Source organism: Yinghuangia sp. YIM S09857 (genome assembly GCF_051388915.1).
GTDB lineage: Bacteria > Actinomycetota > Actinomycetes > Streptomycetales > Streptomycetaceae > Yinghuangia.
Genome location: NZ_JBPKBH010000003.1, coordinates 213,721 through 238,244 on the forward strand (window position 1 = coordinate 213,721; position 24,524 = coordinate 238,244).

Below are 24,524 nucleotides of genomic sequence, written 5' to 3' on the forward strand. Positions count from 1 at the left end.
CCGGAGATGACGCCGTGCCCGATTCGTTCGTCCATCTGCACAACCACACCGAGTACTCGATGCTGGACGGCGCCCAGCGCCTCGCGCCGATGTTCGCCGAGGTGGCCCGGCAGGGCATGCCGGCCATCGCGATGAGCGACCACGGCAACATGTTCGGCGCGTACGAGTTCTTCCGCGTCGCCCGGGACTTCCCCGACGTCAAGCCGGTCATCGGGATCGAGGCGTACGTGGCCCCGTCCTCCCGTCTCTCCCGCACCCGGGAGTTCTGGGGGCCCGGCGGGCGCCGCGCGGTGGGCGACGACGGCGAGGGGTCCAAGGACGTCTCCGGCGGCGGCCGCTTCACCCACATGACCATGTGGGCACACGACGCGCGCGGCCTGCGGAACCTCTTCCGGCTCGCCACCCGGGCCAGCTACGAAGGGCAGTTCCCGGCCGGGAAGCCGCGCATGGACCGCGAGCTGATCGCCGAGTGCCCGGAAGGCGTCATCGCCACCACGGGCTGCCCGTCCGGCGAGGTGCAGACCCGGCTGCGGCTGGGCCAGTACGACGAGGCGAGGGCGGCCGCGGCGGCGTACCGCGACATCTTCGGCCCGGACAACTACTTCCTCGAACTCATGGACCACGGCCTGGAGATCGAGCGCGCCGTCCGGGACGGCCTGCTCCGCCTCGCCCGGGACCTGGACCTGCCCCTGCTGGCCACCAACGACGCGCATTACGTCACCGAGGACCAGGCCGACGCCCACGACAACCTGCTGTGCATCGGCGTGGGCAAGAACAAGGACGATCCGAAACGCTTCCGCTTCGACGGGTCCGGCTACTACCTCAAGACCGCGCCGCAGATGCGTGAGCTGTTCGCCGACCTGCCACAGGCGTGCGACAACACGCTGCTGATCGCCGAGCGCGTCGGGCCGTACGACGAAGTCTTCGACCACGTCGACGAGATGCCGCTGTTCCCCGACGTCCCCGCGGGCGAGACGCAGGAGTCGTGGCTGCGCGCCGAGGCGATCCGGGGCCTCCTGATGCGTTACGGCGACCCGCTGCCCCGGCACGTCCTGGACCGCTTCGAGACCGAGATGGCGGTCATCGGCCCGATGGGCTTCAGCGCGTACTTCCTGGTCGTCGCGGACATCTGCCGGCACGCCCGGGAGAACGGCATCCCGGTCGGCCCCGGCCGCGGCTCGGCCACCGGCTCGATCGTCGCCTACGCCACGCGCATCACCGAGCTGTGCCCGCTGGAGCACGGCCTGCTGTTCGAGCGCTTCCTGAACCCGGAGCGCATCAACCCGCCGGACGTCGACCTCGACTTCGACGACCGCAAGCGCGACCGCATGGTCCGCTACGTCACCGAGAAGTACGGCGACGAATACACCGCGCTGGTCAACACGTTCGGCCGGATCAAGGCCAAGAACGCGATCAAGGACTCGGCTCGCGTGCTGGGCTACCCGTACGCGCACGGCGAGCGCATCACCAAGGCGCTGCCGCCCGACCAGAACGGCAAGTCCGCCCCGCTGGACGCCGTCTTCGACCCCGCCCACCCGCGCCACGCGGAGGCCGCGGAGATCCGGCGGCTGTACGACGCCGACCCCGACGTGCGCAGGGTGGTCGACACCGCCCGCGGTGTGGAGGGGCTGACCCGCGGGACCGGGGTGCACGCCGCCGCCGTCGTGCTGTCCAAGACCCGGCTCACCGACCGCATCCCACTGCACATGCGCGCCTCGGACGGGGCGCGGATCACCGGCTTCGACTACCCCTCGTGCGAGGCGATGGGGCTGGTCAAGATGGACTTCCTGGGGCTGCGCAACCTCGGCGTCATCGACCAGGCCATCGGCAACATCCGGGAGAACCGCGGCGTGCGCCTGGCCACCGTGGCGCCGCCGGTGCCCGACCCCGGCACGCGCGTGATCCCCCTGGACGACGCCCGGACGTACCGCCTGCTCGCCGACGGCAGGACCCTCGGCGTGTTCCAGCTAGACAGCGGCGGCATGCGCGCCCTGCTCAAGCTGATGGAACCCACCCGGTTCGAGGACATCGCCGCCGCGAACGCCCTCTACCGGCCCGGCCCGATGGCCGCCAACGCGCACACCAACTACGCGCTGCGGCAGAACGGCAAGCAGGAACCGGCGCCCATCCACCCGGAGTTGCGCGACGCGCTCGAACCGATCCTGGGATCCACCCACCACTTGCTGGTCTACCAGGAGCAGATCATAGCGATCGCCCGGCAGTTGGCCGGGTACACGCTCGGTGGGGCGGACATGCTGCGCCGCGCGATGGGCAAGAAGAAGCCGGAGGTGCTGGCCGCGGAATGGGAGAAGTTCAGCGGCGGCATGCGGGCGAACGGCTTCTCCGAAGCGGCGGTCCGGGCGCTGTGGGACGTCATGCTGCCGTTCTCCGGGTACGCGTTCAACAAGTCGCACACCGCGGGCTACGGCCTCGTGTCGTACTGGACGGCCTACCTGAAGGCGAACTACCCGGCCGAGTACATGGCCGCGCTGCTCACCTCGGTCGGCGACGACAAGGACAAGATGGGCGTCTACCTGGCCGACGCCAGGCGCATGGGGGTCAGGGTCCTGTCGCCCGATGTCAACGAGTCCGACGTCGAGTTCACCGCGGTCGGCGACGACGTGCGGTTCGGTCTGACCGCGGTGCGCAACGTGGGCGTGCCGGTCGCCGAGGCGGTCATCAGGGGCCGCCGGAAGCGGGGCAAGTACACGTCCTTCGCCGACTTCCTCGGCAAGGCCGAGGTGGTCGTCTGCAACAAGCGGGCCGTCGACTCGCTCGTCAAGGCCGGGGCGTTCGACTCGCTCGGCCACACCCGCAAGGCGCTGAACGCCGTGCACGAGGCCGCCGTCGACGCCGTCATCGGGGTCAAACGGCGGGAGGAACACGGGCAGTTCGACCTCTTCGGCGGCACACCCGAAAGCGGCGGTGCGCCCGGCGGTGACGACGGCGAGCGGCACGTTGTCGGTCTCGGCCTCGGCGCGGACCTCGGCGATGACGAGTGGCCGCGTGCGCAACTCCTCGCCACGGAACGGGAGATGCTCGGCATGTACGTCTCCGGCCACCCGCTCGACGGCGCCGAGCACATCCTCGCCCGCAACAGCGACATGGCGGTCGCGGACCTGCTCGCCTCCGGCCGCTCCGAGGGATTCGTCCAACTCGCCGGCCTGGTCACGTCCGTCGACCGCCGTGTCAACAAGGCCGGGAACCCGTGGGCGATCCTCACGCTCGCCGACCACGACGCATCGGTCGAGGTGCTCTTCTTCCCGAAGAGCTACGCGTTGTACGCGCCGGAGTTCGTCGAGGACAACGCCGTCGCGGTCCGCGGCCGCGTCAACGAACGCGACGGTACCGTCTCGGTCTTCGGCGAAACCCTCACCCCGCTCGACATCTCCGCAGCGGCGCGCGGCGGCCACCCGCCGGTCGTGCTCGCGCTGCACGAACGCCGCGTCACACCCGACCTGGTGGCCCGCCTCAAGGCGGTCCTGCTGGGCCACCCCGGCGACACCGAGGTGCGCCTGCGCCTGACGAACCGCGGCGGCGGCACCACACTGATGCGGCTGGCCCCGGCGGTCGCCAACACCACGGCGTTCGCCTCGGAGATCAAGGCGCTGTTGGGGGCGGAGGCATGGCAGGTCTGAGGTCGGAGGCGAGCAGCACCTTCTGGAACTCCCGGGCCGCCCGGGACGGGGCGACGTCGGCGCGGTGGGCCAGCGCGACGGTGCGCTGCATGCGGCTCCGCGGCGCGAAGGGCGTGACCCGCAGGTCCCGTCCGGCGCGCGAGGCGACCATGCTCGGGACGACGGCGACGCCGAGACCCGCCCGGACGAAGCCGAGCACCGCGTCCATCTCGCCGCCCTCGACCGCGAAGGACGGCTCGAATCCGACGGCACGGCATGCGGCGACGGTGAGTTCGCGCAGGTCGTAGCCGTGCCGGAACATCACCAGCGGCTCGTCGCGCAGGTCTGCGACGGCGACCGTGCCGCCGTGGCCGGGGGCGGGACCGGCGGCCGACGAGACCACCACCAGGTCCTCGCGCAGCAGTTCCACCGTGCTGAGCACCGGCGAGGGGCGCGGCAGCGGCAGGACCACGAGGGCGAGGTCCAGCGCGCCGCGGGCCAGTTCGCGGACCAGGCCGTGCGAACCGCTCTCCTCGATGAGCAGCTGGATGCCCGGGTGCATGTCGTGGAAGGTGCGCAGGATGTCCGGCAGCAGCCCGGTGCACAGGCTCGGGGTGGCCCCGAGGCGCACCCGCCCGCGGCGGAGCCGGGCGAGCTCCTGCACCTCCAGGCGGGCGGTGTCGGCGTCCGCGAGGATGCGCTGCGCGAGCGGCAGCAGGGCTTCACCGGCCTCGGTGAGCGCGATGTTGCCGCGCGCCCGGCTGAACAGCTCGGCGCCGAGCTCGGTCTCCAGCGCCCGGATCTGCTGGGAGAGCGAGGGCTGCGACACGTGCACACGCTCCGCGGCCCGGGTGAAATGCCGGGTCTCGGCGACGGCGACGAAGTACGCCAGTTGCTGGAACTGCATGACTCCAGCGTACTCGTCCATAGACAAGGGCTATCAAGACAAGCGGAATCATGTCTTGGACCTCTGATGAATACCGGCCTACCTTCGGCTCATGGCTCTCGCAACCAGGGACCGGCGGCCTCCCACCGCACGCACGCTGTGGGACTCCACCGTCGGCAAGAAGACGGTCATGGCAGCCACCGGCCTGGTCATGCTCGGGTACCTGGTGGCCCACATGGCGGGCAACCTCAAGATCTTCTTCGGTCCCGGCGACTTCAACGGCTATGCGCACTGGCTGCGGCACATGGGCGAGCCGGTGCTGCACAGCCACTGGGGCCTGTGGATCGTCCGCGTCGGGCTGCTCGCCTCGGTGGTCCTGCACGCCGTGTGCGCGTACCAGCTCAGCCGCCGCGACCTCAAGGCGCGCCCGGTGCGGTACGCCCACCCGCGCCCGCGCGCGAGCTACGCCACCCGGACCATGCGCTGGGGCGGCGTCATCGTGGCGCTGTTCGTCGTGTGGCACATCCTCGACCTGACCACCCTGACCGTGAACGAGAACGCCGAGGCGGGGCGGCCGTACGAGAACGTCGTGGCGACCTTCTCCACCTGGTACGGCAACACCATCTACATCGTGGCGGTGCTCGCCGTCGGCCTGCACATCCGGCACGGATTCTGGAGTGCCGCACAAACGCTCGGGGTCGGCAGCGCCACCCGCGACCGCGTGCTGAAGACGACCGCCAACCTCCTCGCGGCCACGCTGACCATCGGCTTCATCTCCGTACCCGTCGCCGTCATGACCGGACTGGTGGACTGACATGAGCACCATCGACTCTCGCGCCCACGACCGCACCGCCGACGCCGACCGGACCGCCGACGACCGCACCGCCGACGCCGACCGCACCGCCGCCGACCGGACCGGCCACACCGACTACGCCGACTACGTGGTGGGCGCGCAGATCATGGACGACAAGGCCCCCGGCGGCCCGGTCGCCGAACGCTGGAGCCGCCGCCGCTTCGAGGCCAAACTGGTCAACCCCGCCAACCGGCGCAAGCACGCCGTCATCGTCGTCGGCACCGGCCTCGCCGGTGCGTCGGCCGGCGCCACGCTCGCCGAACAGGGCTACCGCGTCCTCCAGTTCTGCTACCAGGACTCGCCGCGGCGGGCGCACTCGATCGCCGCGCAGGGCGGCATCAACGCGGCGAAGAACTACCGCAACGACGGCGACTCGGTGCACCGGCTGTTCTACGACACCGTCAAGGGCGGCGACTTCCGCGCGCGCGAGTCGAACGTCCACCGCCTCGCGGAGATCTCCGTCGAGATCATCGACCAGTGCGTCGCCCAGGGCGTGCCGTTCGCCCGCGAGTACGGCGGCCTGCTCGACACGCGGTCGTTCGGCGGCGTCCAGGTCTCCCGGACCTTCTACGCGCGCGGCCAGACCGGCCAGCAACTGCTGCTCGGCGCGTACCAGGCGCTGTCCCGGCAGATCGCCGCGGGCACCGTCGAGATGCACCCGCGCACCGAGATGCTCGACCTGGTCGTCATCGACGGGCGGGCCCGCGGCATCGTCGCGCGGGACCTGGTCACCGGCGCGACCACGACCCACCTCGCGGACGCCGTGGTCCTCGCGTCCGGCGGCTACGGCAACGTCTTCTACCTGTCGACCAACGCCATGAACTCCAACGCCACGGCGGTGTGGCGGGCCCACCGGCGCGGCGCGCACTTCGCCAACCCGTGCTTCACCCAGATCCACCCGACCTGCATCCCGCGCACCGGCGACCACCAGTCGAAGCTGACGCTGATGAGCGAGTCGCTGCGCAACGACGGCCGCATCTGGGTGCCCAAGGCGCACGGGGACCGGCGTCCGCCGGCGGAGATCCCGGAGGCGGAGCGCGACTACTACCTCGAACGCATGTACCCCTCCTTCGGGAACCTCGTGCCGCGCGACATCGCCTCGCGCGCCGCGAAGAACGTGTGCGACGAGGGCCGCGGGGTCGGGCCCGGCGGGCAGGGCGTCTACCTCGACTTCGCCGACGCGATCGCCCGCCTCGGCCGCGACAAGGTGGCCGAGCAGTACGGGAACCTCTTCGAGATGTACGAGCGGATCACCGCCGAGGACCCCTACCAGGTGCCCATGCGCATCTACCCCGCGGTGCACTACACGATGGGCGGCCTGTGGGTCGACTACGACCTCCAGACCACCGTGCCGGGCCTGTTCGCGATCGGCGAGGCCAACTTCTCCGACCACGGCGCCAACCGGCTCGGCGCGTCCGCGCTCATGCAGGGGCTCGCCGACGGCTACTTCGTGCTGCCGGCCTCGGTCAACGACTACCTCGCGCGCACCCCGCACGACGCCCGGCACTCCGCGGACGCGGGGCGCACCGACGAGAACCACCCGGCCGCCGTCGCCGCGCTGCGCGAGACGACGGACCGGCTGGACCGCCTCCTCGCCGTCGACGGCGACCGCACCCCCGACTCCTTCCACCGCGAGATCGGCGAACTGATGTGGGAGCACTGCGGCATGGCGCGCAACGAGGCCGGGCTGCGCAAGGCGCTCGGCCGCATCCCGCGGATCCGCGAGGAGTTCTGGCGCCGCATCAAGGTGCCCGGCACCGGCGCCGAGTTCAACCAGTCCCTGGAGAAGGCGAACCGCGTCGTCGACTACCTCGAACTCGCCGAGCTGATGTGCCTGGACGCGCTGCACCGCGCGGAGTCCTGCGGCGGCCACTTCCGCGAGGAGTCGCAGACCCCCGACGGGGAGGCCGCCCGCGGGGACGAGGAGTTCGCGTACGCCGCTGCCTGGGAGTTCGCCGGGACCGGGCGCGCGCCGACCCTGCACAAGGAAGACCTCGTCTTCGAGTACGTCCACCCCACCCAGCGGAGCTACGCATGAAGCTCACCCTGCGCGTCTGGCGGCAGAAGAACGCCGACGCCCCCGGCGCGATGCAGACCTACCAGGTCGACGGCGTCTCCCCGGACATGTCGTTCCTCGAAATGCTCGACGACCTCAACGAGGACCTGATCCTGCGCGGCGACGACCCGGTGGCCTTCGACCACGACTGCCGCGAGGGCATCTGCGGCGCGTGCAGCCTCGTCATCAACGGCGACGCACACGGCCCGGAGCGCACCACCACCTGCCAGTTGCACATGCGGTCGTTCCGGGACGGCGACACGATCGACGTCGAGCCGTGGCGGGCCGCGGCGTTCACGGTGGTCCGGGACCTGGTGGTGGACCGCTCGGCGTTCGACCGCATCATCCAGGCGGGCGGCTACGTCACCGCCCCGACCGGCTCGGCCCCCGAGGCGCACGCGACCCCGGTGCCGAAGGCGGACGCCGACCTCGCCTTCGAGCACGCGGAGTGCATCGGCTGCGGGGCGTGCGTGGCGGCCTGTCCGAACGGCTCGGCTTCGCTGTTCACCTCGGCGAAGGTCAACCACCTCAACGTCCTGCCGCAGGGTGCGCCGGAGCGGGAGACGCGCGTCCTCGACATGGTGGCGCAGATGGACGCCGAGGGTTTCGGCGGCTGCACCCTGACGGGCGAATGCGCGACGGCTTGCCCGAAGGGCATCCCGCTGCCGTCGATCACCGCGATGAACAGGGAGTGGCTGCGGGCCACGCGCAAGGTCAAGAGGTAGGCCGCCGCCCGCAGGTCTCCGGGGTCAGCCGCGCCGCGTGTAATACGCGGCGGCGGCCATGTAGGACACACCGCCCGCGGCTGCGAGCCAGGTGAACGGGCCGCCGACGTCGCCGCGGGCGAGTTGGACGAGGCAGCCGACCAGGGTCGCAATGACCATCACGCCTCCCGAGGCCGCGGTCGCCTTGAGGTTGATCAGTCGGCGGCGCTCGTCGTCCTCGCGCCCGCCGAGCTGGGCGGCGATGTCGCTGCGCCGCCCCAGGACGGTGACGGCCAGGGCGTAGCCGATCACGATGAGCGGCATCGCGACGGCCAGGAACGCCCTGCCGTTCACCGCCGCGACCACCGACATCGCGCCGCCGATGAGGCAGGCCGTGGCCAGGACGGACCACCGGCTGTGCACCGGACTACGTGTCGTCGTCGACATGAAAGACCTCCTCCACCGTTGTCCCGAAGTGCCGGGCGATACGAATCGCCAGCGGCAGCGAGGGGTCGTAGCGGCCTTGCTCGATCGCGTTCACCGTCTGCCGGGAGACCCCCAGCGCGGCGCCGAGCGCCTGTTGGGAGAGCTCCTGGGCGGTCCGCAGCCGCCGGACGTCATTCCGCACACATGGAAAGTACGCTTTACATCCTCGACATGTCAAGGACGCTTTACACCACCCAACCGCCGCCCGGGGAAGGCGGGCGGCCGGGAGGGCGGTGTCGTCCTCGGCGTGCTCGCCGTCGATGCGGGCCCTGATCAGATGCGGGCACACCGCGGCGATCAGTCGGCAGGTTCGGGCACTTCCTCGTGCCTTGCGGCCGGGGTTCCGGCTCATGCCGAGGTGGCGGCGATTTCGCGACCTCGCCGGTGCCTCTTTACTTCGCACGGCACAGGCCCCAGGATCCGGATGTTCCCATTGGGAAGTTCTCCGAGATGTTCTCGGGTCCGCACCTCCTGGAGGCCGCCTGTGACGACCGTCTACCCCCGCACCGTCGCGGCCGACCTGCCGCTGCCCGGACTCGACGCGGCGGCCGTGCGGGCGCGGCTCGCCGGGGCGGACCCGCGCGCGCTGCTCATGTCGCTGGTGCACGCGACGCACGACGCCGAGGCGCTGCGCGAGTTCGCGGCGGTGTGCGAGCCCGGAGCCGACGTACCCGATCTGGTCGAGGCGCTGACGGCACGGCTCGCGGACGTCCTGACCGGGGGCGCGGCCGTGGTCGGCAAGCCGCTGCCGGACGACCTCTTCCACGCCATGGTGTCCGCGTTCGCCCGCGAGGACGTCGGCCCGGAGTTCCTGCCCGTGCTGCGCGACCAGTGCGGCTTCGACGCGCTGGAGGCCGCGCCGGGCGAGGAGCCGCCCACGCCGACCGGGCTGCACGTGCTGGTGATCGGCGCCGGCCTGACCGGGATCGCTGCGGCGGTACGGCTGGCCGAGGCGGGCCACTCGTACCGCGTCTACGAGCGGCACGCCGACGTGGGCGGGGTCTGGCTGGTCAACCGCTATCCCGGCGTCGGCGTGGACACGCCCAGCCACTTCTACTCGTACTCGTTCGCCGTCAACCCCGACTGGCCCGCGTTCTACTCGTCCGGCCCGATCGTGCTCGACTACCTGCGCAAGTGCGCCGACGCGTACGGGGTGCGCGAGCACATCGCGTTCGAGACGCGGGTGCTCGCGTGCGCGTGGGACGAGGACGCCCGCAAGTGGACGGTGACGACACGCCACGCGGACGGCACGGTCGCCGTCGAGACCGCCGACGCGGTGATCGGCGCGATCGGCTTCTTCCAGGATCCGATGTACCCGGAGATCCCCGGGCTCGGCGACTTCGCCGGGACCATGGTGCACACGGCCGCGTGGGACCCGGAACTGGACCTCGCCGGGCGCCGCGTCGCGCTCATCGGGACCGGGGCCAGCGCGATGCAGACGGCGCCCACGATCGCCGGTGACGTGGCCGAACTGACCGTGTTCCAGCGCCAGCCGTCGTGGATCCAGCCGCGCCGGGCCGCCGACCTCGCGGTGCCGGACGGCGCGCTGTGGGCGATGCGGCATGTGCCGGCGTACACCGAGTGGTTCCGCGCGATGACGTACTGGATGGCGTCGGACGGCAACTATGCCAACGTCGCGGTCGACCCGGAGTGGGGCTCGCCCGAGGTGTCGGTGTCGGCGGCGAACGAACGCCTACGGCAGGTGATGATCGCCTACGCCCGCGAGGAACTGGCGGACCGGCCGGACCTGTTCGCGAAGGTGGTGCCCGCGTACCCGCCCTTCGGCAAGCGCATCCTGCGGGACGTCGACTGGTACCGCATGCTGCTGCGGGACAACGTGGAGCTGTGCACGGACCCGATCGAGCGGATCGTGCCGGAAGGCGTGCGTACCGCCGACGGCAGCGTCGTCGAAGCGGACGTCCTGGTGCTGGCCACCGGGTTCCACCTGCTGCCGATGCTGCGTTCCGTCGCGGTGACCGGCCGCGACGGCGTCGTCCTCGCGGACGTGTGGGGGGACGAGGACCCGCGCGCGCACCTCGGCGTCACCGTGCCGGGCTTCCCCAACTTCTTCGTGATGTCCGGCCCCAATTCCAGCCCTGGACACGGTGCCGGCAACAACTTCATCTCCGAGGTGCAACTGCACCATGTCCTGGCCTGCCTCGACCTGGTGCGCGAGCGCGGCGCACGGGCGATCGAGCCGACCCCGGAGGCACACGAGGCTTACAGCCGATCCGTCGACGCGGCGATGGAGGGGCTGGTGTGGAGCCACCCGACGGTGCGCGGCTACTACCGCAACAGCAGCGGGCGTGTGGTGGTGACGTGCCCGTGGCGGCTCGTCGACTACTGGCACATGCTGCGTACGCCCGACCCTGACGCCCATCTGCTGCTGCCCTGACCCACGCACGGCAACACCGGTCAGGCGGCCACCACGACCGAGGCGCGCGGCAGGTCGGCGGCGATGACCGCCGCTTCGCGCGGCGTCGGCCCGACGGCGTTCCGCCCGGCGAACACCACGACGCGCAGCACCACGAAGCGCCCGATCCCGGCGAGGCCGCAGGCGGACAGGTACACCGCCTGCTCGACCAGGATCCCCGGCGTGGCGGCCAGCATGTGCAGGACCGCCATCGCGGCCGTCGTGACCAGGAAACCGACCGCCACCGTCCCGGCCGACTTGAGGTGGACGCCCCAGCCGCGCTCGGCGCTGCGGAACGTGACGCGGGCGTGGAGCTCGGTGGTGACGACGGTGGACACGACCGTCACCACCGCATTGGCCGCGAAGAACGGCATGAGGCCGGTCATCAGGACCAGGAGGCCACTGGCGGCGAGGGTGACTCCCCCGCCGCAGACGACGAAGCGGATGAAGGCGGCGACGGGGCCGCGGGCGGTGGCGGCGGCCTTGGCGGCGGCGGATGCGTTCGTCATGGGAAGACGTTCTCGGACGGCGCTGACGGGGCGCGTACCGTGCGCTGACACCCCTCTGTCAGCACCCCGGGGGCCCTGACAGCGTGCTGACAGCAGCCGCCGAAAACCGTTCGCGGCGGGGAGGTCGGGCGCGCGACACTTTCTTCTCATCATGAGAACAACGGGTGTTCCCGGAGGTCCCCGGCCGCCGCGGCCGACACCCCTCGTCCGTCGACGACCGGAGTACGCGATGACCCGCCCCACGACCACCCTGTGGCGTCCGACCGGCCCAGCCGAACTGGCCCTCGTCGCGGAGTCCGACTGGCGTGCGTGGCCGCCCAGGCTGCCGGACCAGCCGATCTTCTACCCGGTGCTGAACGAGGACTACGCGATCCGCATCGCCCGCGACTGGAACGTCCCGGCGAGCGGATCGGGCTACGTCACGCGCTTCCGGGTCGACTCGGCGTTCCTCGGCCGCTACCCGGTCCGGCAGGCCGGCGGCCGGACGATCCTTGAGCTGTGGGTGCCCGCTGAGGAGTTGGCGGAGTTCAACACCCACATCGTGGGGGTCATCGAGGTGGTGCACGAGTTCCACGGCGACGGCACGCACCGCGCGGTCGGCACGAACCGCGCGGACAGCCCGGGTACGGACAGCGCGGGCGCGGACAGCACCGGCGCGGACGGCACCGGCCCCGCTTCCGGCGTCACCGCAGACTGACGACCGCCTGGACCGGCCAGTGGTCGGACGGGTGCAGGCCGTCGTGCCGGAAGGTGTTCACGCCGACGCGGGCGACGTCCCAGTGCCGGTCCGCGAGGATCCAGTCGATGCGGCGGCCCGGCACCGGGTCCGTGTAGCCGTTCCAGGTGCGCACGTCGTCGCTCAGCCGCTCCCCGGCCGTCGTCCAGGCGTCCCGGAACAGCCCGTCGCCGGTGAGCACCCGATAGGGCCGTGCCCCGGGGGCGGCGGCGTTGAAGTCTCCGGTCACCAGCACGGGCCTGCCGGCGCGGTGCAGCCTGCGCGTGGTGAGCCTGCGCACGAAGTGCGCGCTGCGCAGCCGGGCGAGCGGCGAGAAGTGGTCGAAGTGCGTGTTGACGACGGCGAATTCACGGTCGGACGTACGGTCGCGGAACGCCGCCCAGGTGAGCATGCGCGGATGCTGGATGTTGCCCCACGTTCGGGAACCGATCAGTTTTGGAACAGTGGACAGCCAGAGATGGTCGTACTCGATCACATCGAGACGCTTGAAGTCGTAGAAGATCGCGGTGTACTCGGACTTGCTGCCGCCCGAGCGGCCGAGGCCGATCCAGTCGTACGTCGGCCGCAGCGTCTCGCCGAGGTCCCGGATGTGGTGCCACCTGCCCTCCTGGGTCCCGAGCACCGTGGGCTGTTCGTCGCGCAGCAGTTGCTCGACGGCCGGGCGCCGGTCGGCCCAGCGGTGCGGCGGCAGGTCCTCGGGGCCGCGCAGGTTGAGCGACATGATGTGCAGGCCGCCCGGCGCGGCGGGACCGATGAACGGCATGGCGGGAGTCCTCTCGGCGGTCGACGACGATCCTCACACCGATCGCCGCCGCACTCCCGCCGGACGCGCCGCGTTCGCATAGGGTCCGGGGATGCCGATCATCCGCGGGGAGTACGAGGTCGACGACACACCGGCACGGATCGACAGGGACGCCGTCTGGGCCTTCCTGTCCACCGGTGCCTATTGGGGCAAGTGGCGTGAACGCCCACATCTCGACAAGCAGTTGGACGCGTCGTGGCGTGTCGTGGGGGCGTACCGGACCGCGGACCGGGCCATGGTCGGGTTCGCACGCGCGGTCTCCGACGGCGTGTCGTTCGCGTACCTCGCGGACGTCTACGTGCTGCCGGAGGCGCGCGGGCACGGGCTCGGACAGGAGTTGGTGCGCGTGATGGTCGAGGAGGGCGACGGCCGCGACTTCCGCTGGATGCTGCACACCGACGACGCGCACGGACTGTACGCCCGGTTCGGCTTCGCCGCGCCGGACAGCACGTACCTGGAGCGGCCCGGAGGCCAGGCCGCCCGCCGCCCGTCCGTCAGTTGATCACCGGTGCGCGCACGTGCTCAGCGGAAGACGTCGGTGACCGCGTTGACCCCGGCGTTGACCACGGACTCCACAAGCTGCGACAGCGAGCCCGCCGCCGCGGTGCCGGAGAGCATCACACCGGCCACGAAGGCCAGGATGAGCCCGCCCATCTTGTAACCCTTGTGGGTGACCAGGTAGAAGAGGATGAAAATGATGATGATCGGTACGCCGATCGTCACCCCTTGACCCACCGGCGTGGTGTCCTCGGGTGCGGCGACGACGGCGGCGAGTGGCGTGAACATGGTTCCCCTCCGGTCCAGCGCTGTGGATCCCTGTGTGCGGTGACCTACCCCGGCAGATGGGGCGGCGTACTTGGTGGGACGGTGAATTCTGCGTCCGCGATATCCCTTGGCTCACCCGGGAGTCCAGACCGCGCCGAGGACGCCCGCCAGGACCCAGGACCACCGCAGGACGCGGAACGTCGGCCACTTCGCGGTCGCGACAGTGATCCAGAACCCGATCATCAGCCACAGGAAGAACGCCGCTCTGCCGCTCGCCTCGACGGCGCACTCCTGCACCAGTCGGCCGCCGTAGTAGGCGACCGCGAAGCCGGGGATCAGCATGAAGTAGTCGACGGCCGTGTAGCCGGCCGGATTCCACCCGCCGCCGCGTACGGCGGGCACGTCCGGCCTGGGGCCGCCGGTGTTCTGGCCGTCGTCCGCACCATCGTTGCGGGACGCTCCGCCGGGCAGCAACTGCCGGGGCAGCCGCCTGCGTTCGCTGGACTTCGCGCCCTGCTTGGCGTCCGGCCCGTCCTGGGCCCGGCCGTTCGCCCCCTGGCCGGTACGCCGCGCGGTGGTGCGCGCGCCGCCGCCGCGGGAGGGCGGGGTCCGCCGGTCGGAGGCCGGACGACCACCTCCGGAACCGCCGACACCTCCCGAACCGCCGCTCTGCGGAACACCTTTGGGCTTCCAGCCGGTGCGCGGTGGCGCGGGGGCCGGCGCGGGCTTGGGACGGCCGCGGCCCAGTCGGCCGAGGCGCCCGGACCGCTTCGGGGACCCGGACCCCGGGGAACTCATGACCCGCTGCCCTTCACACCGTGCGGACAGGGCCGGCAGATCCGGCGGTGCCGTACGGCGGCGAGCACCCACGGCAGCGCTATGGCGATGCCGACCCACTCGCCCTTCGACGCGTTGCCGCGCAGGTGCAGGACCACGGCGGCGACACACGCGGCGCCGAGGATCAGGGCGGTGAGCAACTCCGAGTGGATGATGCTCTTCGCGGCCCAGTTGACCGTGCTCACACGGTTTTTGACGGTGCTCTCGCGGATCGTCTTCCGCCACGGCGAGTCGGCCATTCAGCCACCGCCTCCCGCCCGGTGTCGCGACTCGTCCCTCACCTGAGACATCTTCCGCCCCCGGGTGGTTGTCGCGGTAGGTAGTTCGGCACTCGCTCCCATCCCCCCGTGGAATGGGACGCATATTGCACACAAACCGGTATGTTCCAGTTGACCTTGCTCAGTGTGGCCAGCCCGCCAGGCAGCGTCAAGGGGTGCACATACCGGCGCACTCCGTGACCTGCCCGTGCGCCGCAGCGCACCACCCGGACAGCCTAAGGCACCTGACGGATCGTCAGATACATGTGTCGACCAAACGACAAGGCACACACCTTCTTCCGGACACTTTCCCCTCGGCTCATGGACCCGGACACGCGGACGGGGCCGCGGGCGAGTTGCCCGCGGCCCCGTCGAGTACGGCTGCCTTGGCGGCGGCTCCCCCGGAGTTGGTCCGACCCCTTCGGGTCAGGCCCTCTCCGCCGGGATGCTTCCCATCCTTCCGGACCTGAAATCGTCGAACGCCTGGGCGAGTTCGGCATGGGTGTTCATGACGAACGGTCCGTACCAGGCGATTTCCTCCCGGATCGGCAGGCCGCCGAGGATCACGACCTCCAGGTTGGGCGTGTTCCCGTCCTGCTTCTCGTCGGCGCGCAGCTCGATGCTGTCGCCGTCCCCGAACACCGCCGTCTGCCCGCGGCGCAGCGGCCGCTGCTCGGCACCGGCGGTGCCGTTGCCGGCGAGGCTGTAGACGAGGGCGTTGTAGTCCGGCTGCCACGGGAGTTCGAGGCGCGCGCCCGGGTTCACCGACGCGTGGATCAGGGTGATCGGGGTATGCGTCACGCCGGGCCCGCCGAAGCCCGCCACCGACCCGGCGATGAGGCGCACCAGCGCGCCGCCGTCCTCGGTCGTCAGCAGCTTCACCTGGCCGGAGCGGATGTCCTGATAACGCGGGTCGCTCATCTTCTTCCCGGACGGCAGGTTGACCCACAACTGGATGCCGTGGAACAGACCGCCGCTCACCACCAGTTCCTCCGGCGGCGCCTCGATGTGCAGCAGCCCCGACCCGGCGGTCATCCACTGCGTGTCGCCGTCGGTGATCAGCCCGCCGCCGCCCGCGGAGTCCTGGTGGCGGAAGGTTCCGTCGATGAGGTACGTAACCGTCTCGAAGCCGCGGTGCGGGTGCCACGGCGTGCCCTTGGGCTCACCCGGCGCGTACTCCACCTCGCCCATCTGGTCCATCATGATGAACGGGTCGAGGCGCGCATGGTCCACCCCCGCGAACGCGCGGCGGACCGGGAAGCCCTCCCCTTCGAGCCCACTCGGCGCGGTCGCCACCTGCACGACCTTGCGCGCACGGCTCCCGGCGGCGGGCTTGTGCAGGCGCGGCAGCGTCAACGGGTTCTCCACCGTCACGGCGGGCATGACGACCTCCTAGGTCTAGATCTCCCCGGCCTCGTCCCGGGTCTGCCATCCCCAACAGTAGTTGAACCCTCAACATTCCGCTAGTTGATCCTTCAACTTCCCAGCCGCCGCGCACAAGCCGCACGAGCCGCGTCTGTCGCATCCATCGCATCTGCTGCATCTGCCACACCCGACATAGCCGGCTCGCCCGGCCCCGCCCCGTGCGCGTTCACTCCCGGCCACCCGCTCCTGGCGGCTTCACTCCGAGGAGGCGGCGTCACAGGGTGGTGGCGGTGTGCGCGCGGGCGCCCAGGAATGCGGGCAGCCCGCAGCGGTTCAACCCGGCGTTCGCGGGGTCCGGCTCCTTGCGATCGGTCAGACGGCGACGGCGTCGTCCACCGCGCCGCGGGCGGCGGCGTGGCGGGCGAGGGTGGCGTCCACCGACTCGGGGGCGAGGATGCGGTCTAGGGCCATGAAGCCGCAGCCGGCGAGGCCGGCCTGTTCGCCGAGGCGGCTGGCGACGATCTTGAGTTCGCGGGTCGCGACCGCGGTGGAGCGGCGGTAGACGACTTCGCGTACGCCCGCCAGCAGGGGGTCGCCCGCATCCGCGAGGTCGCCGCCCAGGACGACGACGGCGGGATTCAGCACGTTGACGACGCTCGCCAGGACCTCGCCCAGGAGGCGGCCCGACTCGCGGACGAGGCGTACGGCTTCGGGGTGGCCCGAGCCCGCAAGCGCGACGACGTCGCGTACGCCGGACACCGAGGCGCCGTGCGCGGCCAGGGTCTCGACGAGGTGGCGTCCGCTCGCCAGCACTTCGAGGCAGTCGACGTTGCCGCACCAGCACCGCACGCCGTTGCCGCCCGCGACCGGAATGTGCCCGATCTCCCCGGCCGCGCCGAGCGCCCCGCGGTAGACCCGGCCGTCCGAGACGATGCCCGCACCGATTCCGGTGGAGACCTTGACGAACACCAGGTCGCCCGCGTCGCCGCGCGTCCGGTACTCGCCCAGCGCCATGACGTTCACGTCGTTGTCCACGTACACCGGAACCGGCCAACGGCGTTGCAGCGCAGGGGCGATGGCGACCCCGTCCCAGCCCGGAAGGCTCGGCGGGCCGACCGCCCGGCCGGTGGCCTGTTCCACGGTGCCGGGGACGGCGACGCCGATGCCGCGCACGGTGTCCGGGTCGTACCCCTCCTCCTCCAGCAGCGCGTCGAACCACGCCGGGAGCCGTGACAGCACCGCCTCGGGCCCGCTGCCCGCCGCCATCGCCGTCTCGCGGATCGCCAGCACGGTGCCGGTCAGGTCGCACACCGCGAGCTGCCCGCGGCTGCTGCCCAGCGACGCGGCCAGGACGAGGCCGCCCGCCGCGTTGAGTTCGAGGCGCATCGGCGGCCGACCACCGGTGGACACGCGGTCCGCCCGCTCCGCGAGGAGCCCGGCCGCGACGAGGTCGTCGACGCGCGCGGCGACGGCGGAACGGGACAGTCCGGTCAGACGGGCGACATCGGCCCGCGTCTCGGCATCACCGTCCCGCACAAGCTGGAGGACTTCCCCCGCACTGCTGTGCGGCAGGGGGTTCGCGCGTCGGGCCATACAGACAGTGAACCAGGACCCTTTTACCCCGGTCAAAGACCGAAGTTCATCTCTTCTACGCCCGGGCGTCATTCTTTTGCTTGCCAAGCGGCAAAAGTACCCCTAGTTTGATCCTCGAAAGTTTCCTTGAGGGGCAGCGAGATCGTGAACGAGCAGACGACCCACCCGACGGTGGCCGCGGTGACGGAGCGCATAGCCCGCCGCAGTGCCGCCGCGCGGTCGGCGTACCTGGAGAGGGTGGCCGCCGCCGCGTCCCGGCGCCCCGCCCGAACCCAGCTCGGCTGCGCCAACTTCGCGCACGGATTCGCCGCCTGCTCCGCCGACGAGAAGCTGACGCTGCGCGGCAGCGGCCCGCAGGGCCCGGTCCGCCCCAACGTGGCGATCGTCTCGGCGTACAACGACATGCTCTCCGCGCACCAGCCGCTGCGCGACTACCCCGAACAGCTCAAGGCCGCGGTCGCCGCGGCCGGCGGCGTCGCCCAGTTCGCGGGCGGCGTGCCCGCCATGTGCGACGGCATCACGCAGGGCCGCGCGGGCATGGAGCTCTCCCTGTTCTCCCGCGACGTCGTGGCCATGTCGGCCGCGGTCGCCCTCGCGCACGACATGTTCGACGGCGCGCTCATGCTCGGCGTCTGCGACAAGATCGTGCCGGGCCTGGTCATCGGCGCGCTGTCCTTCGGCCACCTGCCGACGGTGTTCGTCCCGGCCGGGCCGATGTCGTCGGGCCTGCCCAACAAGGAGAAGGCGCGCGTACGCCAGCGCTTCGCCGAGGGCAAGGCCACCCGCGAGGAGCTGCTCGACGCCGAGGCCAAGGCGTACCACGGCATCGGCACCTGCACCTTCTACGGGACCGCGAACACCAACCAGCTCCTCATGGAGGTGCTGGGCCTGCATCTGCCGGGGGCCAGCTTCGTGCACCCCGACCAGCCGCTGCGCGCCGCGCTGACCGACGCCGCCGGTGCGCGCGTCGCGGCGACCACCGCGCTCGGCGACCCCGCGACCCTGGTGCGCGACCACACGCCGATCGCCGAGATCATCGACGAGAAGGCGCTCGTCAACGCCGTCGTCGCGCTGCTCGCGACCGGCGGTTCGACGAACCTCACGCTGCACCTCGTCGCGATCGCCGCGGCGGCGGGCATCGAGCTCACGTGGGACGACTTCGCCGAGCTGTCGACCGCGGTCCCGCTGCTGGCCCGCATGTACCCGAACGGTCCGGCGGACATCAACCACTTCCACGCCGCGGGCGGCACCGCGTTCCTCATCCGCACGCTGCTGGACGGCGGCCTGCTGCACCGCGACGTCAAGACCGTCGCGGGGCCGGGCCTGGACCGCTACCGGCAGGAGCCGTTCCTCGACGACGGCCGCCTCGCCTGGCGCGACGGCCCGGAGAAGAGCCTCGACACCGAGGTGCTGCGGGCGTACGACGACCCCTTCGCCCCCGACGGCGGCCTCCGCATGCTCGACGGCAACCTCGGCCGCGCGGTGATCAAGGTCTCGGCGGTCTCGTCCGACCACCACACCGTCACCGCCCCCGCGCGCGTGTTCGACGGACAGGCCGAGTTCACGGCGGCGTTCGAGGCCGGGGAACTCGACCGCGACATGGTCGCGGTGCTGCGCTACCAGGGCCCGCGCGCGAACGGCATGCCCGAACTGCACAAGCTCATCCCGGCCCTCGGCGTCCTCCAGGACCGCGGCCACGCGGTCGCGCTGGTCACGGACGGGCGGCTGTCCGGCGCGTCCGGCAAGATCCCGGCCGCGATCCACTGCACGCCCGAGGCCGCCGCGGGCGGTCCGCTCGCCCGCGTGCGCGACGGGGACGTCATGACCGTGGACGCGGTCACCGGTTCGCTCGCCCTCGCCGTCCCCGAGGACGAGTTCGCGGCCCGCGAGGCGACCGGCGGCGCGCCGTCGGACGCCGAGTGGGTCGGCACCGGGCGCGAGCTGTTCGCCGCCCTGCGCGCGGGCGTCGGCGCGGCCGAGACCGGCGCCGGGACGCTCGGCAGCCCGCTGCACCACGTGGCCGCGGCCGTGGCGGGAGGTGCGCGATGACGTACGACGTCCCCGCCCCCTCCGCCGAACGCCCCTGGCTCGTCGCCGACATCGGCGGCACCAACGCCCGCTTCGGCCTCATCACCCGCCCCGGCGGACGCGCCGAACGCATCCTCGTGCTGCGCGCCGCCGAGCACCCGGACCTCGAATCGGCCGTCGCGCAGTACCTCTCCGCGGTCGGCGTCACCGGCCGCCCGAGCGCGATGTGCGCCGCCGTCGCGGGGCCCGTCACCGGCGACCGCTTCCGCTTCACCAACGGCACCTGGTCGCTCTCCGTCTCCGAGACCCGCGCGCGCATCGGGGTCGAGGAACTGGCCCTGATCAACGACTTCGAGGCACTGGCGCTGTCGCTGCCGCACCTGCGCGAAGACGACGTGCTGGTGATCGGCGACCGCCGCCCCGACACGTCGCTGCCGATGGCGGTGCTCGGCCCCGGCACCGGGCTCGGTGTCGCCGGCCTGGTCCCGATCCCCGGCGGCGGCTGGGTGCCGCTGCCCGGCGAGGGCGGCCACGTATTGCTGCGTCCGGGGCACGGCGAGGACGCCGAGGCCATCGACGTACTGCGCGGCGAACGCGGCGGCCTCGGCATGGTCACCGCCGAACACGTGCTGTCCGGCCCCGGCCTCACGCGCCTGTACCGGTACGTCGCCCGCTCGCAGGGCGAGCACGCCGAGGCGCTGTCCCCCGCCGACATCTCCAGCCGCGCGTTGGCGGGCACGGACCACCTGTGCACGTCGACCATCGAGGCCTTCTGCCGCCTGCTCGGCACCTTCGCGGGCGGCGTCGCCCTCACGCTCGGCGCGCGCGGCGGCGTCTTCCTGGCCGGCGGAGTGCTCCCGCGGATCGCCGAGCTGCTGGTCAAGAGCGAGTTCCGCGAGGGCTTCGAGACCAACCCGACGATGGCGGCGTACCTGCACCGCATCTCGACGGTGCTGGTGACCGCGCCCTACCCGGCGCTCCTGGGCGCCCGCGCCTGGCTCGAAGCGCACAGCGACGTCCGAGAGGCGGTGACCGTATGACCTCCCCCGGCTCGGCTCCCGGCCCGCTGGACCTGGCCCCCGTCATCCCCGTCGTCATCATCGACGACGTCGAGTCGGCGGTCCCCCTGGCCCGCGCCCTCGTCGCCGGCGGCCTCCCCGCCGTCGAGGTCACGCTGCGCACCCCCGCCGCCCTCGGTGCCATCGAGCGCATCGCCGCCGAGGTCGAGGGCGCGCGCGTGGGCGCCGGCACCGTGCTCACCCCGGACCAGGCCAAGGCCGCGGCCGACGCCGGCGCGACCTTCCTCGTCACCCCGGGCTGCACCGAGACCCTGTACGCCGCGCTGCGCGACACCGGCCTCGACTTCCTCCCGGGCACCTCGACGGTCTCCGAGGTCCTGCGCCTGCGCGAACTGGGCGTACGCGACATGAAGTTCTTCCCGGCGGAAGCCTCGGGCGGCGCCCCGTACCTGAAGTCACTGGCCTCACCGGTGCCCGACGTACGGTTCTGCCCGACCGGCGGCATCACCCCCGCGAGCGCCCCGGCCTACCTCGCCCTGCCGAACGTGGCATGCGTGGGCGGCTCCTGGATGCTCCCCTCCGACGCCGTCGCCTCCCGCGACTGGCCCACAGTGCAAGCGCTCGCCCGGGAAGCCTCCCGGCTGCGCGACAAGACGGCGGGAGGCACCCCCGCCTGACAAAAACGTCCCCTGGCGCGCTCTGCCCTGAGGTGCGCCAGGGGTACGGACCGCGGAACGAGTCGTATGAGGGTTCGACTCCCCCTGGTAGGCCGTATGAGGGTTCGGCCTACCGACACCGCGATCGGCCCGCTCTTCGGCGAGGAGAGCGGGCCTCTCCGTTTTTTGGGGTAGTTGTGGGCTGGGCGGCACGGGGGGCATGTGCGCGTCGGCGTCTGCGGTGTCCTCGGTGAAGGCTTTGGAGGTACAACCCCGCGCCTCAGGTCCTGGTCGGTCAGGGGTGCTCAGGGGGGACCAGGGTGCCCGTGATGATGGTGGTGAGGTGGGATTCGAATTCGGCGCGGGTGAGTTCGCCGGTGCGGACGATGGCGTCGGGGCGGGGGGTGACCTCGCCGCGGGCGGCGCGTTGGGCGCAGAGGAGGCCGACCATTTGCACCGCCAGGAAGGCGCGTTCGCGGTAGGCGTCGGGTGACGGCGGGTGCAGGGCGGCGATCGCGGTGTCCACGACGGCGAGGACGTCGTCGCCGCCGAGGTACGGGGCGACCGCCGAGGTGGGGTCGCCGACGAGGCGTACCGAGATCTGGAGGTAGGCGCGGTCCGCCGGGGCGCCGTACAGGAGTTCGGTGATGGGGAGCACGAGGGCGCGCGCGTAGCCGGACGGGTCGAGGGGGGTACGTCCGGCCTCGTCCAGCAGCTCGGCCCGGCGCGCCGCGATGACCGGGACGTGGCGGTCGAGGATCGCCCGCAGCAGGCCGTCGCGCCCGCCGAAGTGGTAGTGCACGGCGCCGGTGTTGCGCTGCCCCGCGGCCCGGGTGATCTCGCCCAGCGGCACGTCGAGCCCCTTCTCGACGAAGAGCAGCTCGGCGGCGTCGATCAGCAACCGGCGCGTCGGTCCGGAATCGCGTGGCATGTCCGGAGGATAGCGACGCGGTTCCGGGCGTCCGGCACCGCGATGTCGTGCGGCCGTGTGCCTTGACCTCGTCGGCTCCTCGTATTAAACACATTCTTTAAAACGAGGAGGTCCCCAGGCATGCCCAGCTACGAGATCGTGATCAAGAACGGCATCGTCGTCGACGGCTCCGGCGCCCCGCGCTTCCGCGGCGACATCGCGGTCAACGGCGGCCGGATCGCCCGCATCGGCCGCATCCCCGCCGAGGAAGGCGCCCGCGTCATCGACGCGACCGGCCTGATCGTCGCCCCCGGATTCATCGACCTGCACACCCACTACGACGCGCAGGTCTTCTGGGACCCGTACGTGACGACGTCCGGCTGGCACGGCGTCACCTCCGTCGTCACCGGCAACTGCGGCTTCGGTTTCGCCCCCGTGCGGCCCGACGAGCGCGAGCGCGCGATGCTGTCGATGACCGCCGTCGAGGACATCCCCACCGAGACCCTGCGCCAGGGGCTGCCGTGGGACTGGGTCTCGTTCCCGGAGTACCTGGACAGCCTGGAGCGCACGCCCAAGGCCGTGAACGTACTGCCTTACGTGCCCCTCAACCCCCTCCTCGTCTGGGTCCTCGGCCTGGACCGCGCCAAGGCCGGCGACAAGCCGACGCCCGAGGAGAACGCCGAGATCGCGCGCATCCTCACCGAGGCCATGGAGGCCGGCGCCGGCGGCTGGTCCGCGCAGTGTCTGGGGCGCCCCGGCCACCCCGAAGACCGGCTGATGCAAGGCGACTTCGACGGCACGCCCATGCCCACCGACGTGATGTGGCCGGAGACGCGCGTAGCCGTCGCCGAGGCCCTCGCCCGGCTCGGCCGCGGCTTCATGCAGCTCTCCGGCACCTCCATAACCGAGGAGGAGTTCGAGAGCCTGGTCGAGATCAGCGGCCGCCCGCTCATCTGGAACGCCCTCATCGCCAACACGCGCAGCGGCGGCCTCTACCGGCGCAAGATCGAGTGGCTCAAGAAGTGCCAGGAGAAGGGCCTGCCGATCTACGGGCAGGCGATGACGACGGACGTGCCTGTCCCGTTCAGCTGGCTGTACGGCGGCCTCAGCGTCCGCCCGCCGGTCTCCACCGTGTTCGAGGCCGAGACCGTCGAGGAGAAGATCGCGCTTCTGAACGACCCTCAGATTCGGGCGGAGCTCAAGGAGTTCGACCCGATCGTGTACCACGCGTACCCGGACATGCGGCTGCACAGGACGTTCACCGACGAGTACAAGCAGTACGAAGGCTTGCGCTTCAAGGAGATCGCCGAGCGCACCGGGCAGGACCCCATCGACATCCTGTGCGACGTCACCGTCGCGGACGGCCTGCGCACCGAGGTGCACACGGGCCAGTTCAACGCGTCGCTCGAAGGCCTCAAGGAACTCGTCGACTACGAGTACCTCATCCCCGGCCTGTCCGACGGCGGCGCGCACCTGAAGACGCTCAGCGCGGGCATGTACGGCACCGAGTACATCGTCGAGTACGTCCGCAAGCACGGCTGGACCAGCCTGGAGCGCGCCCACTGGCGCCTCTCCGCGCTCCCGGCGCACTGCGCGGGGTTCGCCGACCGCGGCATCCTGCGCGAGGGCGCGGCGGCGGACATCATCGTGTACGACTACGACCGCCTCGCGTACAGCGACCCGGAGTTCCGCCACGACCTGCCCGCCGAGCAACTCCGCACCGTCATCTCCGCCACCGGCTACCGCTACATCCTGGTCAACGGCCAGGTGACGGTCGAGGACGACAAGGAACTGGGCGTGCACTCCGGCGCCCTCCTCCGGCACGGCGCGAGCACCGGCGCCTGACGCCGCGTCACCACCGTTTGCGCACAGCCGTTTACATACCAACCGTTTGCGCACCGCCGTTTTGTGCACAAGCGTCTCCGCACAACCGCGGCGGGGGGGGGGGGGGGGGGGGGGGGGGGGGGGGGGGGGGGGGGGGGGGGGGGGGGGGGGGGGGGGGGGGGGGGGGGGGGGGGGGGGGGGGGGGGGG

The 24,524-nt window shown here is 71.7% G+C and carries 21 protein-coding genes and 1 pseudogene; 11 read left to right on the forward strand and 11 right to left on the reverse strand.

What is annotated here, in order from left to right:
• Nucleotides 1-14 precede the first annotated feature (14 nt).
• Nucleotides 15-3,638, forward strand: a complete 3,624-nt coding sequence (gene dnaE, locus ACRX5S_RS06915) for a DNA polymerase III subunit alpha (RefSeq protein WP_436771880.1) — start codon at nt 15-17, stop codon at nt 3,636-3,638.
• On the opposite strand, the gene ACRX5S_RS06920 is transcribed toward dnaE, so the two are convergent.
• Nucleotides 3,601-4,524 carry a LysR family transcriptional regulator gene (locus tag ACRX5S_RS06920; protein ID WP_436771881.1) on the reverse strand — a complete coding sequence of 308 codons (924 nt, stop codon included), beginning with the start codon at nt 4,522-4,524 and terminating at the stop codon, nt 3,601-3,603. The genes dnaE and ACRX5S_RS06920 overlap by 38 nt on opposite strands.
• A 91-nt stretch (nt 4,525-4,615) precedes the next feature.
• Between ACRX5S_RS06920 and ACRX5S_RS06925 the strand changes: the two genes are divergently transcribed.
• The 3 genes from ACRX5S_RS06925 to ACRX5S_RS06935 all read left to right on the forward strand — a co-directional run bounded on the left by ACRX5S_RS06925 (nt 4,616) and on the right by ACRX5S_RS06935 (nt 8,137).
• Nucleotides 4,616-5,317, forward strand: coding sequence for a succinate dehydrogenase cytochrome b subunit (locus ACRX5S_RS06925; RefSeq protein WP_436771882.1), 702 nt, complete (start codon nt 4,616-4,618; stop codon nt 5,315-5,317).
• Between the two features lie 145 nt (nt 5,318-5,462).
• Nucleotides 5,463-7,394 carry a fumarate reductase/succinate dehydrogenase flavoprotein subunit gene (locus ACRX5S_RS06930; RefSeq protein WP_436772229.1) on the forward strand — a complete coding sequence of 644 codons (1,932 nt, stop codon included), beginning with the start codon at nt 5,463-5,465 and terminating at the stop codon, nt 7,392-7,394.
• Nucleotides 7,391-8,137, forward strand: a complete 747-nt coding sequence (locus ACRX5S_RS06935; protein WP_436771883.1) for a succinate dehydrogenase/fumarate reductase iron-sulfur subunit — start codon at nt 7,391-7,393, stop codon at nt 8,135-8,137. The genes ACRX5S_RS06930 and ACRX5S_RS06935 overlap by 4 nt, the downstream gene beginning before the upstream one ends.
• Before the next feature lie 24 nt (nt 8,138-8,161).
• Here ACRX5S_RS06935 and ACRX5S_RS06940 read toward each other — a convergent pair whose 3' ends face one another.
• A complete protein-coding gene (locus ACRX5S_RS06940; RefSeq protein ID WP_436771884.1) occupies nt 8,162-8,563 on the reverse strand; it encodes a hypothetical protein in 402 nt (133 codons plus the stop codon).
• Complete coding sequence (locus ACRX5S_RS06945; protein WP_436771885.1) at nt 8,544-8,744, reverse strand: helix-turn-helix transcriptional regulator; 201 nt, start codon at nt 8,742-8,744, stop codon at nt 8,544-8,546. Before ACRX5S_RS06945 ends, ACRX5S_RS06940 begins: the two co-directional genes overlap by 20 nt.
• A gap of 342 nt (nt 8,745-9,086) precedes the next feature.
• On the opposite strand from ACRX5S_RS06945, the gene ACRX5S_RS06950 reads away from it, so the two are divergent.
• Nucleotides 9,087-10,997, forward strand: a complete 1,911-nt coding sequence (locus ACRX5S_RS06950) for a flavin-containing monooxygenase (protein ID WP_436771886.1) — start codon at nt 9,087-9,089, stop codon at nt 10,995-10,997.
• Nucleotides 10,998-11,017: 20 nt separating this feature from the next.
• Here the strand turns inward: ACRX5S_RS06950 and ACRX5S_RS06955 are convergent, their stop codons facing one another.
• Nucleotides 11,018-11,524 carry a GtrA family protein gene (locus ACRX5S_RS06955; RefSeq protein WP_436771887.1) on the reverse strand — a complete coding sequence of 169 codons (507 nt, stop codon included), beginning with the start codon at nt 11,522-11,524 and terminating at the stop codon, nt 11,018-11,020.
• Nucleotides 11,525-11,753: 229 nt separating this feature from the next.
• On the opposite strand from ACRX5S_RS06955, the pseudogene ACRX5S_RS06960 reads away from it, so the two are divergent.
• A pseudogene (locus ACRX5S_RS06960) lies at nt 11,754-12,095 on the forward strand (hypothetical protein); the annotation flags it as partial.
• Nucleotides 12,096-12,207: 112 nt separating this feature from the next.
• Here the strand turns inward: ACRX5S_RS06960 and ACRX5S_RS06965 are convergent.
• The gene (locus tag ACRX5S_RS06965) at nt 12,208-13,023 is read right to left on the reverse strand and encodes an endonuclease/exonuclease/phosphatase family protein (RefSeq protein WP_436771888.1); all 816 of its coding nucleotides are present in this window, start codon (nt 13,021-13,023) and stop codon (nt 12,208-12,210) included.
• 91 nt (nt 13,024-13,114) lie between these two features.
• Between ACRX5S_RS06965 and ACRX5S_RS06970 the strand changes: the two genes are divergently transcribed.
• The gene (locus ACRX5S_RS06970; RefSeq protein ID WP_436771889.1) at nt 13,115-13,564 is read left to right on the forward strand and encodes a GNAT family N-acetyltransferase; all 450 of its coding nucleotides are present in this window, start codon (nt 13,115-13,117) and stop codon (nt 13,562-13,564) included.
• A gap of 20 nt (nt 13,565-13,584) precedes the next feature.
• Here ACRX5S_RS06970 and ACRX5S_RS06975 read toward each other — a convergent pair whose 3' ends face one another.
• The 5 genes from ACRX5S_RS06975 to ACRX5S_RS06995 all read right to left on the reverse strand — a co-directional run bounded on the left by ACRX5S_RS06975 (nt 13,585) and on the right by ACRX5S_RS06995 (nt 17,879).
• Nucleotides 13,585-13,848, reverse strand: coding sequence for a hypothetical protein (locus tag ACRX5S_RS06975; protein ID WP_358347006.1), 264 nt, complete (start codon nt 13,846-13,848; stop codon nt 13,585-13,587).
• 111 nt (nt 13,849-13,959) lie between these two features.
• Nucleotides 13,960-14,625, reverse strand: coding sequence for a hypothetical protein (locus tag ACRX5S_RS06980; protein WP_436771890.1), 666 nt, complete (start codon nt 14,623-14,625; stop codon nt 13,960-13,962).
• Nucleotides 14,622-14,903: a hypothetical protein gene (locus tag ACRX5S_RS06985; RefSeq protein ID WP_436771891.1), complete on the reverse strand. Its 282-nt coding sequence runs from the start codon at nt 14,901-14,903 to the stop codon at nt 14,622-14,624. The genes ACRX5S_RS06980 and ACRX5S_RS06985 overlap by 4 nt, the downstream gene beginning before the upstream one ends.
• 444 nt (nt 14,904-15,347) lie before the next feature.
• Nucleotides 15,348-16,304 carry a pirin family protein gene (locus tag ACRX5S_RS06990; RefSeq protein WP_436771892.1) on the reverse strand — a complete coding sequence of 319 codons (957 nt, stop codon included), beginning with the start codon at nt 16,302-16,304 and terminating at the stop codon, nt 15,348-15,350.
• A 354-nt stretch (nt 16,305-16,658) separates the two neighbouring features.
• Nucleotides 16,659-17,879, reverse strand: coding sequence for an ROK family protein (locus ACRX5S_RS06995; protein ID WP_436771893.1), 1,221 nt, complete (start codon nt 17,877-17,879; stop codon nt 16,659-16,661).
• Nucleotides 17,880-18,023: 144 nt separating this feature from the next.
• On the opposite strand from ACRX5S_RS06995, the gene edd reads away from it, so the two are divergent.
• Genes edd through eda form a run of 3 tightly spaced genes read left to right on the forward strand, consistent with a single transcriptional unit; the run spans nt 18,024 to nt 21,603 of the window.
• The gene (gene edd / locus ACRX5S_RS07000; protein WP_436771894.1) at nt 18,024-19,928 is read left to right on the forward strand and encodes a phosphogluconate dehydratase; all 1,905 of its coding nucleotides are present in this window, start codon (nt 18,024-18,026) and stop codon (nt 19,926-19,928) included.
• Nucleotides 19,925-20,947 (forward strand): glucokinase, encoded by a 1,023-nt coding sequence (gene glk, locus ACRX5S_RS07005; RefSeq protein ID WP_436771895.1) that lies wholly within the window; start codon nt 19,925-19,927, stop codon nt 20,945-20,947. Before edd ends, glk begins: the two co-directional genes overlap by 4 nt.
• The gene (gene eda, locus ACRX5S_RS07010) at nt 20,944-21,603 is read left to right on the forward strand and encodes a bifunctional 4-hydroxy-2-oxoglutarate aldolase/2-dehydro-3-deoxy-phosphogluconate aldolase (RefSeq protein ID WP_436771896.1); all 660 of its coding nucleotides are present in this window, start codon (nt 20,944-20,946) and stop codon (nt 21,601-21,603) included. Before glk ends, eda begins: the two co-directional genes overlap by 4 nt.
• Before the next feature lie 274 nt (nt 21,604-21,877).
• On the opposite strand, the gene ACRX5S_RS07015 is transcribed toward eda, so the two are convergent.
• A complete protein-coding gene (locus tag ACRX5S_RS07015; RefSeq protein ID WP_436771897.1) occupies nt 21,878-22,513 on the reverse strand; it encodes a TetR/AcrR family transcriptional regulator in 636 nt (211 codons plus the stop codon).
• A 120-nt stretch (nt 22,514-22,633) separates the two neighbouring features.
• Between ACRX5S_RS07015 and ACRX5S_RS07020 the strand changes: the two genes are divergently transcribed.
• A complete protein-coding gene (locus ACRX5S_RS07020; RefSeq protein WP_436771898.1) occupies nt 22,634-24,337 on the forward strand; it encodes an N-acyl-D-amino-acid deacylase family protein in 1,704 nt (567 codons plus the stop codon).
• Nucleotides 24,338-24,524: the final 187 nt, after the last annotated feature.

Coding starts and splice junctions, on each gene's coding strand:
- ACRX5S_RS06985 (WP_436771891.1), bottom strand. CDS start 14,903: ATGGCCGACTCGCCGTGGCGGAAGACGATCCGCGAGAGCACCGTCAAA.
- glk (WP_436771895.1), top strand. CDS start 19,925: ATGACGTACGACGTCCCCGCCCCCTCCGCCGAACGCCCCTGGCTCGTC.
- ACRX5S_RS06975 (WP_358347006.1), bottom strand. CDS start 13,848: ATGTTCACGCCACTCGCCGCCGTCGTCGCCGCACCCGAGGACACCACG.
- ACRX5S_RS06965 (WP_436771888.1), bottom strand. CDS start 13,023: ATGCCGTTCATCGGTCCCGCCGCGCCGGGCGGCCTGCACATCATGTCG.
- eda (WP_436771896.1), top strand. CDS start 20,944: ATGACCTCCCCCGGCTCGGCTCCCGGCCCGCTGGACCTGGCCCCCGTC.
- ACRX5S_RS06970 (WP_436771889.1), top strand. CDS start 13,115: ATGCCGATCATCCGCGGGGAGTACGAGGTCGACGACACACCGGCACGG.
- ACRX5S_RS06980 (WP_436771890.1), bottom strand. CDS start 14,625: ATGAGTTCCCCGGGGTCCGGGTCCCCGAAGCGGTCCGGGCGCCTCGGC.
- ACRX5S_RS06955 (WP_436771887.1), bottom strand. CDS start 11,524: ATGACGAACGCATCCGCCGCCGCCAAGGCCGCCGCCACCGCCCGCGGC.
- ACRX5S_RS06930 (WP_436772229.1), top strand. CDS start 5,463: ATGGACGACAAGGCCCCCGGCGGCCCGGTCGCCGAACGCTGGAGCCGC.
- ACRX5S_RS06935 (WP_436771883.1), top strand. CDS start 7,391: ATGAAGCTCACCCTGCGCGTCTGGCGGCAGAAGAACGCCGACGCCCCC.
- ACRX5S_RS06995 (WP_436771893.1), bottom strand. CDS start 17,879: ATGGCCCGACGCGCGAACCCCCTGCCGCACAGCAGTGCGGGGGAAGTC.
- ACRX5S_RS07020 (WP_436771898.1), top strand. CDS start 22,634: ATGCCCAGCTACGAGATCGTGATCAAGAACGGCATCGTCGTCGACGGC.
- ACRX5S_RS06920 (WP_436771881.1), bottom strand. CDS start 4,524: ATGCAGTTCCAGCAACTGGCGTACTTCGTCGCCGTCGCCGAGACCCGG.
- ACRX5S_RS06990 (WP_436771892.1), bottom strand. CDS start 16,304: ATGCCCGCCGTGACGGTGGAGAACCCGTTGACGCTGCCGCGCCTGCAC.
- ACRX5S_RS07015 (WP_436771897.1), bottom strand. CDS start 22,513: ATGCCACGCGATTCCGGACCGACGCGCCGGTTGCTGATCGACGCCGCC.
- ACRX5S_RS06940 (WP_436771884.1), bottom strand. CDS start 8,563: ATGTCGACGACGACACGTAGTCCGGTGCACAGCCGGTGGTCCGTCCTG.
- ACRX5S_RS06925 (WP_436771882.1), top strand. CDS start 4,616: ATGGCTCTCGCAACCAGGGACCGGCGGCCTCCCACCGCACGCACGCTG.